Origin of the sequence: Gloeothece verrucosa PCC 7822, assembly GCF_000147335.1 — a bacterium.
GTDB lineage: Bacteria > Cyanobacteriota > Cyanobacteriia > Cyanobacteriales > Microcystaceae > Gloeothece > Gloeothece verrucosa.
In genome coordinates, this window is sequence record NC_014501.1 from 1,106,637 (window position 1) to 1,120,639 (window position 14,003).

Below are 14,003 nucleotides of genomic sequence, written 5' to 3' on the forward strand. Positions count from 1 at the left end.
ATTTTCTCTGTGCTAATAGGCTTATTAGGCTAAAAAAGGTTCTAATAATCTTTTATTGACCTAAATTTACCTGAAAATAAAAACCATCATCTTGAATATTATTACTTCTATCTTGGAGATTAACCCAAGGAACTGCATAATCTAAGCGTATTTTCAAGTTTTTAAAGGGATTCCAGATCAATCCAACTCCAGTTCCCATCAAAAAAGTTTCAGAAGGTAAAGAAGTGGGATTCCCAGAAGTATTCCAGACCTTACCCAAATCTATAAAGGGTGCAATCTGAAAATAAGGATTTTTATTAGTATCTCGTACTATTGTAATGCGATCTTCTACAGAAAGGCGAAAACCATTATCTCCTGAACGAGCATTTTGACGATAACCCCGCACAGATTGACCGCCACCAATAACAAATAAATAATAAGAAATCAGGGGATCAGCACTCAGTTGCAACTCAGCTTGAACAATGATTAAATGATCATCTCCTAAACGTTGTACACGTTGTCCCTGCCCTAACCAACTAAAAAAAGATCCCTTCGGCAAAAATTCGTTCTGAGAAAACTGGCTTCTATTAGTGCGTTGTGTCCCCAAATTAAATTGTGATCGCAGTAACCAAAATCCTTTATTATCTCGTTTAAGATAATCCTGACTAAACAGAATTACTTGACTATTGGTACTTTCAAGCGTTTCGAGTCTTCCTAGTCCAAGGGTACGCCCATCCTGATATTGAAAACTTAATGAGAGGGCCAATTCGTCAGATAAAGTTCGCTTTAAAGGTTGACGATAATTAAGTTGATAAACTTGGCTTTGTCCTGAAATTCCCAATTGATCAAACGGTGGTAGAGTGATTTTTGTCCATTGAGGAGTTACTCTTAATTGTATGGTTCCCTCCCTTGGATTAACAGGAATTTGATAGGTGGCATCTAAAAACCTACTCCCATTAGTCGTACTGTTATAGTAACTAAAATTAATGGGGTCGCCATTACCCGTTAGGTTACCGTAAGATAACTCTGCGCCTAAACGTTCAGAACCGATGGTAGGAGGAGAATAATTGTCGGCACTCAAAGATCCCGCAATAGGAATGGCTTCTGTGACAGTAACCACTAAAATGCTTAAACCGGCTTGACCAGAACTTTTTAAACTGGCTTCTATATTGTCGAATAAGGGATTAATATTGAGTAATCTTAGTTTTTTTTCCAATTGTATAATATTTACTGGCAAACCCACTCCCAAAGCAATCCGACTACACAAATAAGATAGATTTAACCGCTCTCTTCCTAAAAGTTGAATTTGGGATAAACGGCCTTCTAAAACGGGAATAACAGCTACGCCTTGATCAGTGATCGTGAGCGGGTTTTGGGGATTGGCCTTGGAGGTAATATAACCCTCATTGAGATAAAGTTGAGTAATTAGATTAGCTAGATTAAAATACAGTTGGCTAAATTCTTCTTTTGATAAGGTTTTTTCTTGATAAGTAGCAATAATTTTTTGGATATCATCATTTTTTAAAAGTTTTTTTTGATTAAAAACGCTACTGCCTCTAACTTCAATGACCACTGTCTGGTTTTCGAGTTGTAAGGTCAATAAAGCAATAGAAGGAGTGTGAGAAGATAAAGGAGGAGGTTGATAGGAACAAGATTCTGGGACAGCTTGTTTTTGAGGGCTATTGAGGTCGGTTTTTTGAGCAATAAGGCTTGGTTTTAAGACTTTAGGTGTGTTTAAAGCATAACTGCTGGTCACTCTCAGATAATGGGTAGCCACCAGCAAAATTATCAATAGCCTTAACACAGGAAGATGAAAGAGACGAAACATAAGAAAAATAGCTGAACTGTCGAGCTTGGATTAGTCGAGCAAGACTTTTAGAAGATGATCTTGGAGATTATCATGAGTAAATAGAAGTTAACGATCTATAAAATAATATGGTGACTCAATTTTTAGAGCAACTCAAAAATATATTTAAAGAAATGGACCGGGCATTAATTGCCTATTCGGGTGGGGTTGATAGTACCTTGGTGGCCAAAATTGCTTATGATGTCTTGGGTGATCGCGCTTTAGCGGTTACGGCGGTTTCTCCCTCTCTTTTACCTGAAGAATTAGAAGATGCTAAAATTCAAGCGGCTAGTATCGGCATTGCTCATGAATTGATCCAAACCCATGAGATGGAAAATCCCAACTATACTAGCAACCCTGTCAACCGTTGTTATTTTTGTAAAAGTGAACTGCATGATACCTTAAAACCGTTAGCCCTCGGGCGGGGTTATCCTTATATCGTTGATGGGGTTAATGGAGATGACTTACAAGATTATCGGCCAGGAATTCGAGCGGCTCAAGAAAGAGGCGTGCGATCGCCTTTGGCCGAAGCTGGCATCACTAAAGCACAGGTGCGTCAACTTTCCCAATATTTGGGACTACCCTGGTGGGATAAACCGGCTCAACCTTGTTTATCTTCTCGTTTTCCCTATGGTGAAGAAATTACGATCGCTAAACTGCAACGGGTAGGGCGGGCAGAGATTTACTTACGTAAACTGGGTTATCAAGGTGTGAGAGTGCGTTCTCAAGGAGATACAGCCCGTCTTGAACTTCCACCTGAAGCTATTCGAGAATTTGTCTTAAACACAGATTTAGAGCAATTGGTGGCGGCTTTTCAAGAGTATGGCTTTATATATGTCACCCTAGATTTAGAAGGTTACCGGAGTGGAAAACTTAATCGAGAGTTAGCCATTAACACTATTGCCTAATGACTATTGACTATTGACTAATGCCTAATGCCTAATGCCTAATGACTAATGCCTAATGACTAATGACTATTGACTAATAACTATTAAACAATGCAATCCGTTGACTATACTACTCTAGCCGCCATATCCACTGACTTACAAACCCATTGGTTACCCGCCCGGGTTGAACAAGTCTATCAGCGTGATCGCCATACGATCGCCCTTGCTTTACGAACTCTCAAAACCCGAGGATGGTTAACCATTTCTTGGCATCCTGTAGCGGCGCGAATTTGTATGAGTGAACCACCGCCTCGCACGCCTGATACTTTTACCTTTAGCGATCAACTCCGTCATCAGTTAAACGGATATGCTTTAATTGCCTTAAATGCGATCGCCCCTTGGGAAAGAGTCATTGATTTTCAGTTTGCCAAACGTCCTGGTGAGCCGGCGGTTTGGCATTTATATGTAGAGATTATGGGCAAATATAGCAATGTCATCCTAACAGATGCAAGTAACGAAATTGTTACAGTGGCCCATCAAGTGAATGCCCAACAATCTAGCGTTCGCACGGTTCAAACCGGACAACCCTATGAACTCCCCCCGACTTTAACCGGCACTAAACCCAGTTTAGATGAAACCTTCCTCCGTTGGAGGGAACGAGTCAGTCTGGTACCGGGAAAATTACAGCGTCAGCTACTCGAGAGTTATCGGGGGTTGAGTCCCACTGTGGCACGTGCAATGATTAAGATGTCGGCACTCGATCCGCAACAGTCTACCGATACCCTAACGGATGCAGATTGGAAAAATTTGTTTGACTATTGGCAAGAATGGTTAAAGGTATTACAAACCGGTAACTTTACCCCAGGTTGGTCAGCCGATGGGGGGTATACTGTTCTGGGTTGGGATATGATTGAACCGGTTAAAACGGTGCAAATCTTGCTGGATCGCTATTATAGTGACCAAGTTAATCAAGAAAAATTTAGCCAACTCCGTCATCAATTAACCCAAAAAATCAATAATCTTTTCGGAAAATTGCGGGTTAAAGCTGATGGGTTTAGCCAACGCTTACAACAGTCAGAAGAAGCGGACCGCTATCGACAACAGGCAGATTTATTAATGGCTAATCTGCATCAATGGAAAGCGGGAATGACATCAATTACCTTAAACGATTTTGAAACTGGCCAACCGGTTAACATCTCTCTTAACCCTGAAAAAAATGCGGTACAAAATGCTCAAAGTCTCTATAAACAACATCAAAAACTGAAACGGGCCCGTAGTGCAGTGGAACCGTTATTAAAGGATGTGGTGTCTGAAATCAATTATTTGGAACAAGTAGAAGCGAGTTTGAATCAGATAGAGGGATATACAAACCCAGAAGATTTAAAGGCTTTGGAAGAAATTCGAGAGGAACTGATCGCACAAAATTATATTCAAGATGCTCAACAACGGAGTGCAGAGTCTTCTGATGAATCACTCCCTTATCGTTATCCGACTCCGTCGGGTTTTGAAGTCTGGATCGGCAGAAATAACCGACAAAATGATAAGTTAACCTTTAGGGTGGCAACGGATTATGATTTATGGTTTCATACCCAAGAGATCGCCGGTTCTCATGTCCTTTTACGCTTAGAACCTGGGTCAGTCCCCGATGAAGCTGACTTACAAACCGCAGCCAATTGGGCGGCTTATTATAGCCGTGCTAGACAAAGCGAACAAGTGGCCGTTGTTTATACAGAACCTAAGTATGTCTATAAACCTAAAGGCGCTCTGCCGGGAATGGTTGTCTATAAGCGCGAACGGATTTTGTGGGGTTATCCGCATAACATAACAGGATAACGAATAAATGTCTAGTCGTAATAAAAAGTTTATTTTTTTTTACAAATAGGCGTAACTGATGTTACAATTTTTATTAAGAGGACAGGTATGCTGGCGAATTGGGAACGCGCAGCAAAGATTTCCTCAAAGCAACAACAACAAGCGTCTAGGGAGTCTGGCGATCGCTATTTTGAGCTATGCAAAGAACGAGTTTTTCGGCGATCGTATAGACTTCTTTTATTTTTATTGATGGCAAAAGAAGAAGAAAATAAAATTACAAATTAATCTCGATTGTTAAACAATGGACTATCAATTTTTAACGGCAGACGTATTTACCGATCAAATATTTGGCGGCAATCCCTTGGCAGTTTTTCCCAAAGCCGAAGGACTCACCAGTGCCCAAATGCAACTTATAGCCAAAGAATTCAACTACTCAGAAACGGTATTTGTCCTACCGCCAGAAACGCCCCAAGGCACTCGTAAACTTCGTATTTTTACGCCCGGGGCTGAACTTCCTTTTGCCGGACATCCTACTGTGGGAACAGCGTACATTCTCGCTGCTATAGAAGATATTCCTTTGAGTGATGAAATAAGCACAATTATTTTTGAAGAAGGGGTTGGACCTGTGCCGGTTAAAATTCACACTTCAGGGGGAAAACCCGTTTATACAGAACTGACGGCGGCACAACTACCGGAATTTGGTCCATTACCTCCTTGTATTCCTGAACTAGCGGCTGTATTATCCATCACTCCGGGGGATTTTCTGGAGGGACAATATACTCCTCAAGCTGTATCCTGTGGCGTTCCTTTTCTGTTTATTCCTGTTAAAAATCGGCAAATTTTAGGGCAGGTACAATTAAATCGAGAGCAGTGGAAACGAGTATTAGAAAATTATTGGGCGAATTCAGTGTATGTTTTTTGTTTTGATCCAGAATTAGCCGGTTCCGATCTGCGTTCACGAATGTTTGCTCCGGCTTTAGGTGTAGAAGAAGACCCGGCTACCGGTTCGGCGGCTACTGCTTTGGCAGGATATTTAGGTATTCGAAATCCTCTATCTGATGGAAGATTAAGCTGGAGAGTTGAGCAAGGTTTTGAGATGGGACGACCGAGTTTATTACAAGTAGAAGCTGATAAAAAAGCGGGAGAAATTATTCAAATTCGAGTGGGCGGAGCTTCAGTATTAGTCAGTCAGGGAGTGATGAAAATCTAACTCTAGGTAGAGGGTTCTGTTATACACTTATCCTTTACCTTTAGAAAAATTTTTATTGAGTATGTATAGTTTTTTTGCTATTAGTTCAATTCGCCTTGGGACATCCCCTCATCGTGAAGTAAATTTAAGTTTTTCCTATCGAATTTTTTACAAACGTTGTTTAAAATAAGCACTAATTCATAAATGGAGAATGATGATTATGGCTCGTTATACTTGTTCAACTTTGGTTAAGGCCTCAGTTGAAAAACTTCCCAATTTACTCGCCCAAATCTTACGTTCATGTGAATTTGAAGTCATTTATCAATCATTAGACTATATAAGAGCGAGAGAAATGCCCGGCAAAATTATTTTTTCTAAGCTGGTTAGTGTGGATGTTTTCATCGACACAGCAAAAACAAAAAATAATCAAGTTTCCATCACCTGGGTGGTCAAAAATGATGAATTACCTTTATATCAAGAGAATCACTGTTGGCAACACTTTGAACAAATTCAGCAAGCCATCAAAGGAACTTCTCAATGGGATTTAGTCGATTGTATTGCTAATTAACAGTTTTTTGACCGTCCTAAACTATCTTTTCAGATCACTCCTTGCGCTATAATCTAGCTAAAAATAAATTTGCAGATATAAACAGAACTGAGAATTCCCACCACATCAGCGATTAAACCGGCAATTAGAGCATAACGAATTTTTTTAATGCCAACTGAGCCAAAATAAACGGCTAAAACATAAAAAGTTGTTTCTGATGAACCATACATTGTTGCACCAATTTTAGCAAAAAGGGAATCGGGTCCAAATTGGTTAACAAGGTCGCTTAATATCCCAAATGAACCACTACCGGACAGAGAACGCATAACCCCTAATAAAAAATTTTCTGGAGGAAAGCCAATTAAATTTAGTATAGGGGTAAGACCCATTAACATGACATCTAAAGCCCCTGATGCCCGAAACATTCCAATAGCCACTAAAATAGCCACTAAATAGGGAATAATCTGTACAGCAATGGTAAAACCTTCTTTTGCTCCCTCGACAAAAACTTCATAAACTTTAACTTTTTTAACGAGTAATCCGTAAAAAGGAATACAGCACAAAAAAAGCGGAATAATATATTTAGCCAGTTCATTAAAACTATCAATTATTGAATTAATCATTAACGTTTTCCTCTTCTGTTATCTCAGCGTGATTGATTTTATGGGAATTTGAGGTAGAAATAAGGGGGAAATCTTGGTATACGGGTTCGAGCTTAAATCGTTTCATTTTCGAGAGTATTATCGCTGAAATAATGGCCGAAGTTGTGGATAAACCGGTGGCTAAAATCGTCGGTAAAAAAATCTCACTCGACGCTCCTTTCATCAGTGCTACAACTTGCGCCGGTAAAATTAACTGTACACTAGAAGTATTAATGGCTAAAAACATACACATGGCATTAGTGGCCGTATCTTTACGAGGATTAAGCTCTTGTAATTCTTGCATGGCTTTTAATCCTAAAGGCGTAGCGGCATTTCCTAATCCCAAGACATTTGCTGACATATTTAAAACAATAGAACCCATAGCCGGATGCTCAGGGGGAACATCCGGAAAAAGCCGCACAGTAATCGGTTTAACCACTTTAGCAATAACATGAACTAAGCCCGATTCTTCGGCAATTTTCATCACTCCTAACCAGAGTGCCATAGTACCAATTAAACCAATGGCAATTTCTACTGCCGTTTCAGCACTGCTAATGGCGGCTTCTGTTACTTTGTCGATGTTGCCAGTGAAACTGCCTACAATAACAGAAATAAAAATAATTCCAAACCAGATATAGTTAAGCATTCCCGATACGCTGCGCCCGAATAAAAAAGACGATGAAATATCTTACAAATATTTGGAGAGTTAGACAACAACCATGATCGATTCGTTCCCTTAACTACTGGGTAAGGACAGGAAAAACAGTAAGCACTTTGTTAAATCCAGGGTGCAGGAGTTGAACCTGCCTTGGGCGAATTATGAGTTCGCTGCCTCAACCGCTCGGCCAACCCTGGAGAATAGACAAGACAACCTAATTATAACCGATTACGACTTTATTGTTGCCAGGTGAGTTAGAATCTATTCTAACCAAAATCAGATTTATCTCTACTCTTATAATACGAGTTAATATGAAATTTACGTTTACGCCTACCATAGCATTGAGTATCGTTTTAGTGAGCGTCATGTTAGGGGCTGGCACCGCCACCGGAGTTTATAGCTATAAAATGGGTTATGAAGCTCTTAAAGGAGTCAGCCAACCCGACACCAACCCCACCCAAAAATTAGCAAGCGGCAAAAAAGCGTCTTTAAATCCCCAGGAATTTGTGCCGGTTAAGGAAAAAGATATCCTCAAAAAAGTCAACGATTATATTAAAAACCAAAAAAACGCCTCCTCATCTAAAAAAGCGCAAAAAGAAGCCTCAAAAGGCGACAAACAAAGTGCCGTTAATCCTTCCGATGATCAAGCCGCCAGTCAAAACTCTCAAGTTGCCCAAAAATTCCCCTTACAGGTGGAAGATCAGGGAGTTACCCTGGAAATTGCTAACGCCATAGAACAAGGTGGTTCATTATTCTTAGATGTAGCCCTAAAAAATAATGGACAAAAAGCGGTACAGTTTCTCTACAGTTTTTTAGAAGTCAAAGATAGTCAAGGTAATGCCTTGAGTGCTACGACAGATGGATTACCGGCACAATTACCGCCTAATGGCGAAAATTTTCGGGGAAAAATTCAAATTCCTGGCACCTCAAACCTTGAAGGACAACAGCTTTCCCTGCGTTTAACCGATTATCCCGCGCAAAAACTACAACTGTCTATTGCTAACATTCCAGTGGTGAGATAGAGGATTCAACCTTGACCATTCAAGATATCTTGCTACGGATTTTATCGGTGCTGTTGCTGATTTTACTCAATGGTTTTTTTGTTACAGCAGAATTTTCGATTGTCTCTGTAAGGCGCTCACGCATTAGTCAATTAGTAGAAGCCGGAGATTTACAAGCTCAAACCGTTCAATCCTTTCAGCGTAGTATAGAGCGTCTATTATCTACCACTCAACTCGGCATTACGCTTTCTAGTCTAGCTCTTGGTTGGATCGGAGAAGGAACAATGGCCGTTTTACTCAAACAGCTAATTGTTAATATTCCCATGCCATCCGGGACACTAGATTATCTGGCTCATGGGATAGCTATCCCTGTGGCTTTTGTGCTTCTGGCTTATCTACAAATTGTTTTAGGAGAACTCTGTCCTAAATGTCTCGCTTTGTTGTATTCAGAGCAACTGGCTCGGTTTTTAGCCGCTCCTATTGGGGTAATTGCTCGGATCTTTAATCCCTTTATCTGGATTTTAAACCAATCTACTCGTTTTTTGTTGCGATTAGTGGGGGTACAGTATTCGGCACAGGGATGGTATAACCGAGTCACGCCTGAAGAGTTACAGTTAATTATCAGTACAGAAATAGAATCTACAGGATTAGAGGCACAAGAACGAGAATTACTGAATAATGTCTTTGAATTTGCTGATGTTACCGCCGTAGAGGTCATGGTTCCTCGTACTCAATTAATCGCTATTCCTGAAACCGCTACTTTTGAAACTTTACTCAATGAAGTCACCAGTACGGGGCATTCTCGTTATCCGGTTAAAGGAGATTCTCTCGATGATATTCTCGGCATTATTGATTTTAAAGACTTAGCTTTACCGTTGGCCCAAGGTTGCTTAAGCTTGGATGCTTCGATTCATCATTGGGTTAAACCAGTTCGCTTTGTCCCAGAATCAACTCCTTTAAGTGAATTACTCTCTTTGATGCAGCGATCACAATTAAAAATGGTGATGGTGGTGGATGAATTTGGCGGCACTTCTGGATTAATTACTCTCCAAGATTTAATCGCTGAAATTTTGGGCGAAAGCGAAGAACTGGAAAATGATCACGCTGTGGAACTGCAAATGCTTGATGAACAGACTTTTTTAGTGCAGGCCCAGATGAATTTAGAAGAAGTTAATGAGGTGTTAGACCTTGACCTGCCGGTGACTGATGAATATCAAACCCTGGGCGGTTTTTTACTCTACCAATGGCAAAAAATCCCTACCCAAGGCGAAACGTTAAACTATAACAATCTCGAGTTTACAGTCGTTTCCGTTCAAGGCCCGCGTTTAGGACAAATTCGTATTACTCGCCTAGAATCTCCTTCTGTGGAAAACTTGTTGGTTCCTCCCATCAATTTATCGGCAGATGACCCCTCAATAGGAGCCACAGATCTTATCCTACCCACTGATGAGACTCTTAACAGAGACATTCCCCCTTCCGAGAATAAATAAGATATTTCTATCGTAAAAGGTAAAAACTTAAGATAGACTGAAACCGAAACAACAAACTTTGAGATTTTTTCCCGTCACAATAGCTATGTTAATATCTTGATGGACATCAATAAGGTATAAATACTCAATGATGCCTGTCAAGTTTGGTGGAGGAGTGCAAAGGAGATTAATTAACCATGCCGAACAATCAGCCAAACCCACAAGGGACAAGAAACCAACCACAACCGATCCGAATTGGAGTGATTGGGGTTGGTAATATGGGGCAACATCATGCCCGTGTTTTAAGTTTGCTCAAAGATGTAGAATTAATCGGGATTTCCGATGTTAATGTTGAGCGAGGACTAGATACGGCTAGTAAGTATAGAGTCCGTTTTTTTGAAAACTATTTGGATTTACTTTCCATTGTCGATGCTGTGTGTATAGCGGTTCCGACTCGCCTACATCATCGGGTAGGAATGGACTGTTTACAAGCCGGGGTTCATACTTTAATCGAAAAACCCATCGCGGCTAGTATTGCTGAGGCCGAATCTTTGGTTAACGTCGCAGCCGACAATAATTGTATTCTACAAGTGGGACACATCGAACGGTTTAACCCGGCTTTCCAAGAATTGGGGAAAGTGCTGAAAACCGAGGAAATTCTAGCTCTCGAAGCTCATCGCATGAGTCCCTATTCTCAAAGGGCCAATGATGTCTCGGTGGTTTTGGATTTGATGATCCATGATATAGATTTATTATTAGAATTAGCGGCGGCTCCGGTGATTCAATTAACGGCTAGTGGCAGTCGTTCGGCTGATTCGGGATATCTCGATTATGTGACGGCTACCCTCAACTTTGCTAATGGTATTGTGGCGACTTTAACGGCTAGTAAAGTCACTCATCGCAAAATTCGTCGTCTGGCGGCTCATTGTAAAAATTCTCTGACTGAGGCAGATTTTCTCAATAATGAGATTCTAATTCATCGTCAAACCACCGCTAATTATTCGACTGATTATGGTCAAGTTCTTTATCGTCAAGATGGATTAATTGAAAAAGTTTATACCAGTAATATTGAACCTTTACACGCTGAATTAGAACATTTTGTTAACTGTGTTCGCGGCGGAAATCAACCGTCTGTCGGGGGTGAGCAAGCTCTTAAAGCGTTACGGTTAGCGAGTATTATTGAGCAAATGGCTTTAGATGGTAAGGTCTGGCATCATTCCCAATGGAGTTATCAATATTTGAATCCGCCTGTATTTACTGTTCCTTCTGAAAGTTAGTCCCCTTTACGGATTTTGATTTCTCTCCCTGTAAAGTCGGCGATCGTTGCTCAGTAAGGCGATCGCTTATTTATATTTATTTGTAGGTTGCTAGAACAAATCTCTAAGAGACTGAGTGAGGGTATGACTAACCAATTGGTTTCCCTTTTCCGTCAAATGAATAGTATCTCGATACAATAATTCTGTTTTTTCTGCTCGAAATAAAGGCAGAAAATCTACAAAAGCAATCCCTTCTTCTGCTGCCCAATCAGATAGGCGCTCCCTCGCTTTTCTTTCATAATCCCGTTGAGTAGCGGCATTAATTTCCCGTTTTAAAGGAGTAATCGCTAACAACAATTTAGCATTCTTATTTAAAGTTAGATTGTGGATTTCTTTAATAGCGGCTAAATTAATTCCAACGGGGTCGCCTTTTTCCTCGTTCTCTTTTACCATTGCCGGCATAGGAGAAGAGGGGATAAATTGACTGATGATTTCATTTAAAGCCAATAGCGGCTTATGGTCGGGATAATTGCGATCGCGTCCTACCGGCATCGAAGTGGGAGCAGAAGCAAAAAGGTCATCCGTATTGAGCAATAAAATGACGACTTGAGATTCAAACGTACCAAAGCGTTTTAAATAAGCTAATTCATTGCGGGGTCCCCAAGAATTAGCCGAAGCATTTAACACTTCAACCTGATTATACCCACTCAACTTTAATTGTTTTTGGATCAGCGAGGAAATTGTTTGTTGTTGATCAGTCCACCAAGCGCCATTAGCAAGGGAATCTCCCACTAAAAATAGCCTCACTGTAGCCGCAGGCCGTTTAGCCTCAATGGGATGAGTTCGCATAGAATACTGATTAATGACAATTTGGTTGCCCATGCGGCGTACTCGTTGATTAGGTGCCAACAAATAGCCAATTTGCTCATCTGGAATATAGAGGGCAGGATTGCCCAACCCGAGGAAAAGTCTTAAACTGACTTCTATAATTACTAACAGCCCTAACAAAATAGCCAAAATAAAGATTAAGATTTTCACAATTTGCCCTTACCCTGGTTCCACAAGAATCATTCTTCGCTAATGTATATAACTAGAAGTGTCTCATATTGCTTGTTCATTCAGCCAAAGGAGCATAGCCGCTATGTCAGACCTAAATCGTGGCATCATGAAATTTGAAGGAGCCGATAAACCCGTTATTGTGGCGGTATCGGCTGCACTTGTCTTGGGTGGTATTGTCGGGTTAATCATTTGGGCCATTAAAGTTGCTTATGTGGTTAACTGATCCGAGTTCATGGACATTTTTCAAATTGCCGTTTGGTGATTAATTTTGCTTTCTTATAAATTTTACTTATTGATGACCCCCGAAGCCGGTCCTTTACTGGGACACGTATGGCTAGACGTGGTTGTTATTGTGGTGATGATCTTGCTTTCTGCCTTCTTCTCAGGGTCGGAAACAGCCATCACCGCTTTTGATAATTTTAAGCTACGAGGATTAATAAAGCATCAGGGTGATCCGAGCGGCATCTATCGCCTATTACTAGAAAACCGCGCCCGTTTTATTACCAGTCTTCTGATTGGCAATAATTTGGTGAATAATTTTTCGGCGATTCTTACGAGTAATTTATTTGCCATCTGGTTAGGCAATGCGGGGTTAGGGGTAGCGACGGCGGTGGTGACCGTTCTGGTTTTAATTTTTGGAGAGATTACGCCCAAATCTTTAGCCATTGCTAATACTGGCCCAATTTTTAAGCTGGCTATTCGTCCGGTTTATTGGCTTTCTCAAATTCTCTCTTTATTAGGTATTGTTTATGTTTTTGAAACCATTACCCAAAAGACGATTCTGTTTATGCAGGGCAAGCAAAACGCGAATTTTCAACAGGGAGAGTCTTTAACCGATTTACAGTTAATGATTGAGCTTTTGGGGGGTAGAGGCAAGTTAGATTTATATAAACATCAACTCCTAAATCGTGCTTTGATGCTGGATGAGTTGATGGCCAAGGATGTGGTTAAGCCGCGCCTTGAGATGCAAACCATATCTCGAGAGGCGAAATTGCAGGAGTTGATTGATCTGTGTTTAGAGACGGGGTATTCTCGCATTCCTGTACAGGAAGAGTCCAAGGATGAAATTATCGGTATTGTGCATCTTAAACGGGCCTTAAAGACGCTTAAATCTGTGCCGAGAGAAAATCGTGTTGAGATGTTGGTGACAGAAGCGATGGATGCACCGATATATATTCCTGAAACAAAACAGGTGGCGAGTTTGTTGAAGGAAATGTTACAGCAACGGTTTCATCTAGCGATTGTGGTGGATGAATATGGGGGTACAGTGGGATTAGTTACTCTTGAGGATATTTTGGAGGAGTTGGTCGGGGAGATTTATGATGAGAGTGATATTTTCCGCTCAACGGTAAACCCTCTAGCACCTGAATCTTGGGGCAATCTGTAACGCTAAAAAAAGTTTAGCCAAACTATTTGACTTTTTTAGCAGTTGTGCTAATATTATTAATTGTGACGCAAATGGGTCGATGCCCGAGTGGTTAATGGGGGCGGACTGTAAATCCGCTGGCTACGCCTACGCTGGTTCAAATCCAGCTCGGCCCACCACAATTATTACAAATTCTATACTTTTTGTTGCCCGTGTAGCTCAGTGGTAGAGCACACCCTTGGTAAGGGTGAGGTCACGAGTTCAATCCTCGTCACGGGCTTCCTTTTTCATTG

Annotated in this window: 14 protein-coding genes and 3 tRNA genes; 12 read left to right on the top strand and 5 right to left on the bottom strand. The window is 40.8% G+C overall.

What is annotated here, in order from left to right; all coding sequences use genetic code 11:
* Positions 1–52: 52 nt before the first annotated feature.
* Positions 53–1,807 (bottom strand): ShlB/FhaC/HecB family hemolysin secretion/activation protein, encoded by a 1,755-nt coding sequence (locus CYAN7822_RS04920; RefSeq protein WP_013321136.1) that lies wholly within the window; start codon positions 1,805–1,807, stop codon positions 53–55.
* Between the two features lie 107 nt (positions 1,808–1,914).
* Between CYAN7822_RS04920 and larE the strand changes: the two genes are divergently transcribed.
* The 5 genes from larE to CYAN7822_RS04940 all read left to right on the top strand — a co-directional run bounded on the left by larE (position 1,915) and on the right by CYAN7822_RS04940 (position 6,281).
* Positions 1,915–2,733 carry an ATP-dependent sacrificial sulfur transferase LarE gene (gene larE, locus CYAN7822_RS04925; protein WP_013321137.1) on the top strand — a complete coding sequence of 273 codons (819 nt, stop codon included), beginning with the start codon at positions 1,915–1,917 and terminating at the stop codon, positions 2,731–2,733.
* A 90-nt stretch (positions 2,734–2,823) separates the two neighbouring features.
* Positions 2,824–4,545, top strand: a complete 1,722-nt coding sequence (locus CYAN7822_RS04930) for an Rqc2 family fibronectin-binding protein (protein ID WP_013321138.1) — start codon at positions 2,824–2,826, stop codon at positions 4,543–4,545.
* A gap of 87 nt (positions 4,546–4,632) precedes the next feature.
* Positions 4,633–4,809 carry a hypothetical protein gene (locus tag CYAN7822_RS37475; protein WP_013321139.1) on the top strand — a complete coding sequence of 59 codons (177 nt, stop codon included), beginning with the start codon at positions 4,633–4,635 and terminating at the stop codon, positions 4,807–4,809.
* Between the two features lie 16 nt (positions 4,810–4,825).
* Positions 4,826–5,734 (top strand): PhzF family phenazine biosynthesis protein, encoded by a 909-nt coding sequence (locus CYAN7822_RS04935; protein ID WP_013321140.1) that lies wholly within the window; start codon positions 4,826–4,828, stop codon positions 5,732–5,734.
* A 199-nt stretch (positions 5,735–5,933) separates the two neighbouring features.
* Entirely contained in the window at positions 5,934–6,281 is a 348-nt protein-coding gene (locus CYAN7822_RS04940; RefSeq protein ID WP_013321141.1) for a hypothetical protein, read from the top strand.
* Positions 6,282–6,334: 53 nt separating this feature from the next.
* Here CYAN7822_RS04940 and CYAN7822_RS38925 read toward each other — a convergent pair whose 3' ends face one another.
* The 3 genes from CYAN7822_RS38925 to CYAN7822_RS04955 form a co-directional block, all read right to left on the bottom strand.
* Complete coding sequence (locus CYAN7822_RS38925; RefSeq protein WP_013321142.1) at positions 6,335–6,883, bottom strand: spore maturation protein; 549 nt, start codon at positions 6,881–6,883, stop codon at positions 6,335–6,337.
* Positions 6,876–7,547, bottom strand: a complete 672-nt coding sequence (locus tag CYAN7822_RS38930) for a nucleoside recognition domain-containing protein (protein WP_013321143.1) — start codon at positions 7,545–7,547, stop codon at positions 6,876–6,878. Before CYAN7822_RS38930 ends, CYAN7822_RS38925 begins: the two co-directional genes overlap by 8 nt.
* Before the next feature lie 136 nt (positions 7,548–7,683).
* Positions 7,684–7,756 (bottom strand) — tRNA-Ile (locus CYAN7822_RS04955).
* A 114-nt stretch (positions 7,757–7,870) separates the two neighbouring features.
* Here CYAN7822_RS04955 and CYAN7822_RS04960 point away from each other — a divergent pair.
* From CYAN7822_RS04960 to CYAN7822_RS04970, 3 genes are all read left to right on the top strand, one after another.
* On the top strand, positions 7,871–8,581 hold the full coding sequence (locus CYAN7822_RS04960) for a hypothetical protein (protein ID WP_013321144.1): 711 nt from the start codon (positions 7,871–7,873) through the stop codon (positions 8,579–8,581).
* 11 nt (positions 8,582–8,592) lie between these two features.
* The gene (locus CYAN7822_RS04965; protein ID WP_013321145.1) at positions 8,593–10,050 is read left to right on the top strand and encodes a hemolysin family protein; all 1,458 of its coding nucleotides are present in this window, start codon (positions 8,593–8,595) and stop codon (positions 10,048–10,050) included.
* 176 nt (positions 10,051–10,226) lie between these two features.
* Positions 10,227–11,306 carry a Gfo/Idh/MocA family protein gene (locus tag CYAN7822_RS04970; protein ID WP_013321146.1) on the top strand — a complete coding sequence of 360 codons (1,080 nt, stop codon included), beginning with the start codon at positions 10,227–10,229 and terminating at the stop codon, positions 11,304–11,306.
* Positions 11,307–11,396: 90 nt separating this feature from the next.
* Here the strand turns inward: CYAN7822_RS04970 and CYAN7822_RS04975 are convergent, their stop codons facing one another.
* The gene (locus CYAN7822_RS04975) at positions 11,397–12,323 is read right to left on the bottom strand and encodes an SGNH/GDSL hydrolase family protein (protein ID WP_013321147.1); all 927 of its coding nucleotides are present in this window, start codon (positions 12,321–12,323) and stop codon (positions 11,397–11,399) included.
* A 103-nt stretch (positions 12,324–12,426) separates the two neighbouring features.
* Here CYAN7822_RS04975 and CYAN7822_RS38585 point away from each other — a divergent pair, with 103 nt between their 5' ends.
* The 4 genes from CYAN7822_RS38585 (at position 12,427) to CYAN7822_RS04995 (ending at position 13,990) form a co-directional block, all read left to right on the top strand.
* The gene (locus CYAN7822_RS38585) at positions 12,427–12,567 is read left to right on the top strand and encodes a hypothetical protein (RefSeq protein ID WP_013321148.1); all 141 of its coding nucleotides are present in this window, start codon (positions 12,427–12,429) and stop codon (positions 12,565–12,567) included.
* Between the two features lie 72 nt (positions 12,568–12,639).
* Complete coding sequence (locus CYAN7822_RS04985) at positions 12,640–13,731, top strand: hemolysin family protein (RefSeq protein WP_013321149.1); 1,092 nt, start codon at positions 12,640–12,642, stop codon at positions 13,729–13,731.
* 73 nt (positions 13,732–13,804) lie between these two features.
* Positions 13,805–13,889: transfer RNA gene (locus tag CYAN7822_RS04990), tRNA-Tyr, on the top strand.
* Between the two features lie 29 nt (positions 13,890–13,918).
* Positions 13,919–13,990: transfer RNA gene (locus CYAN7822_RS04995), tRNA-Thr, on the top strand.
* The last annotated feature ends 13 nt before the right edge of the window (positions 13,991–14,003 follow it).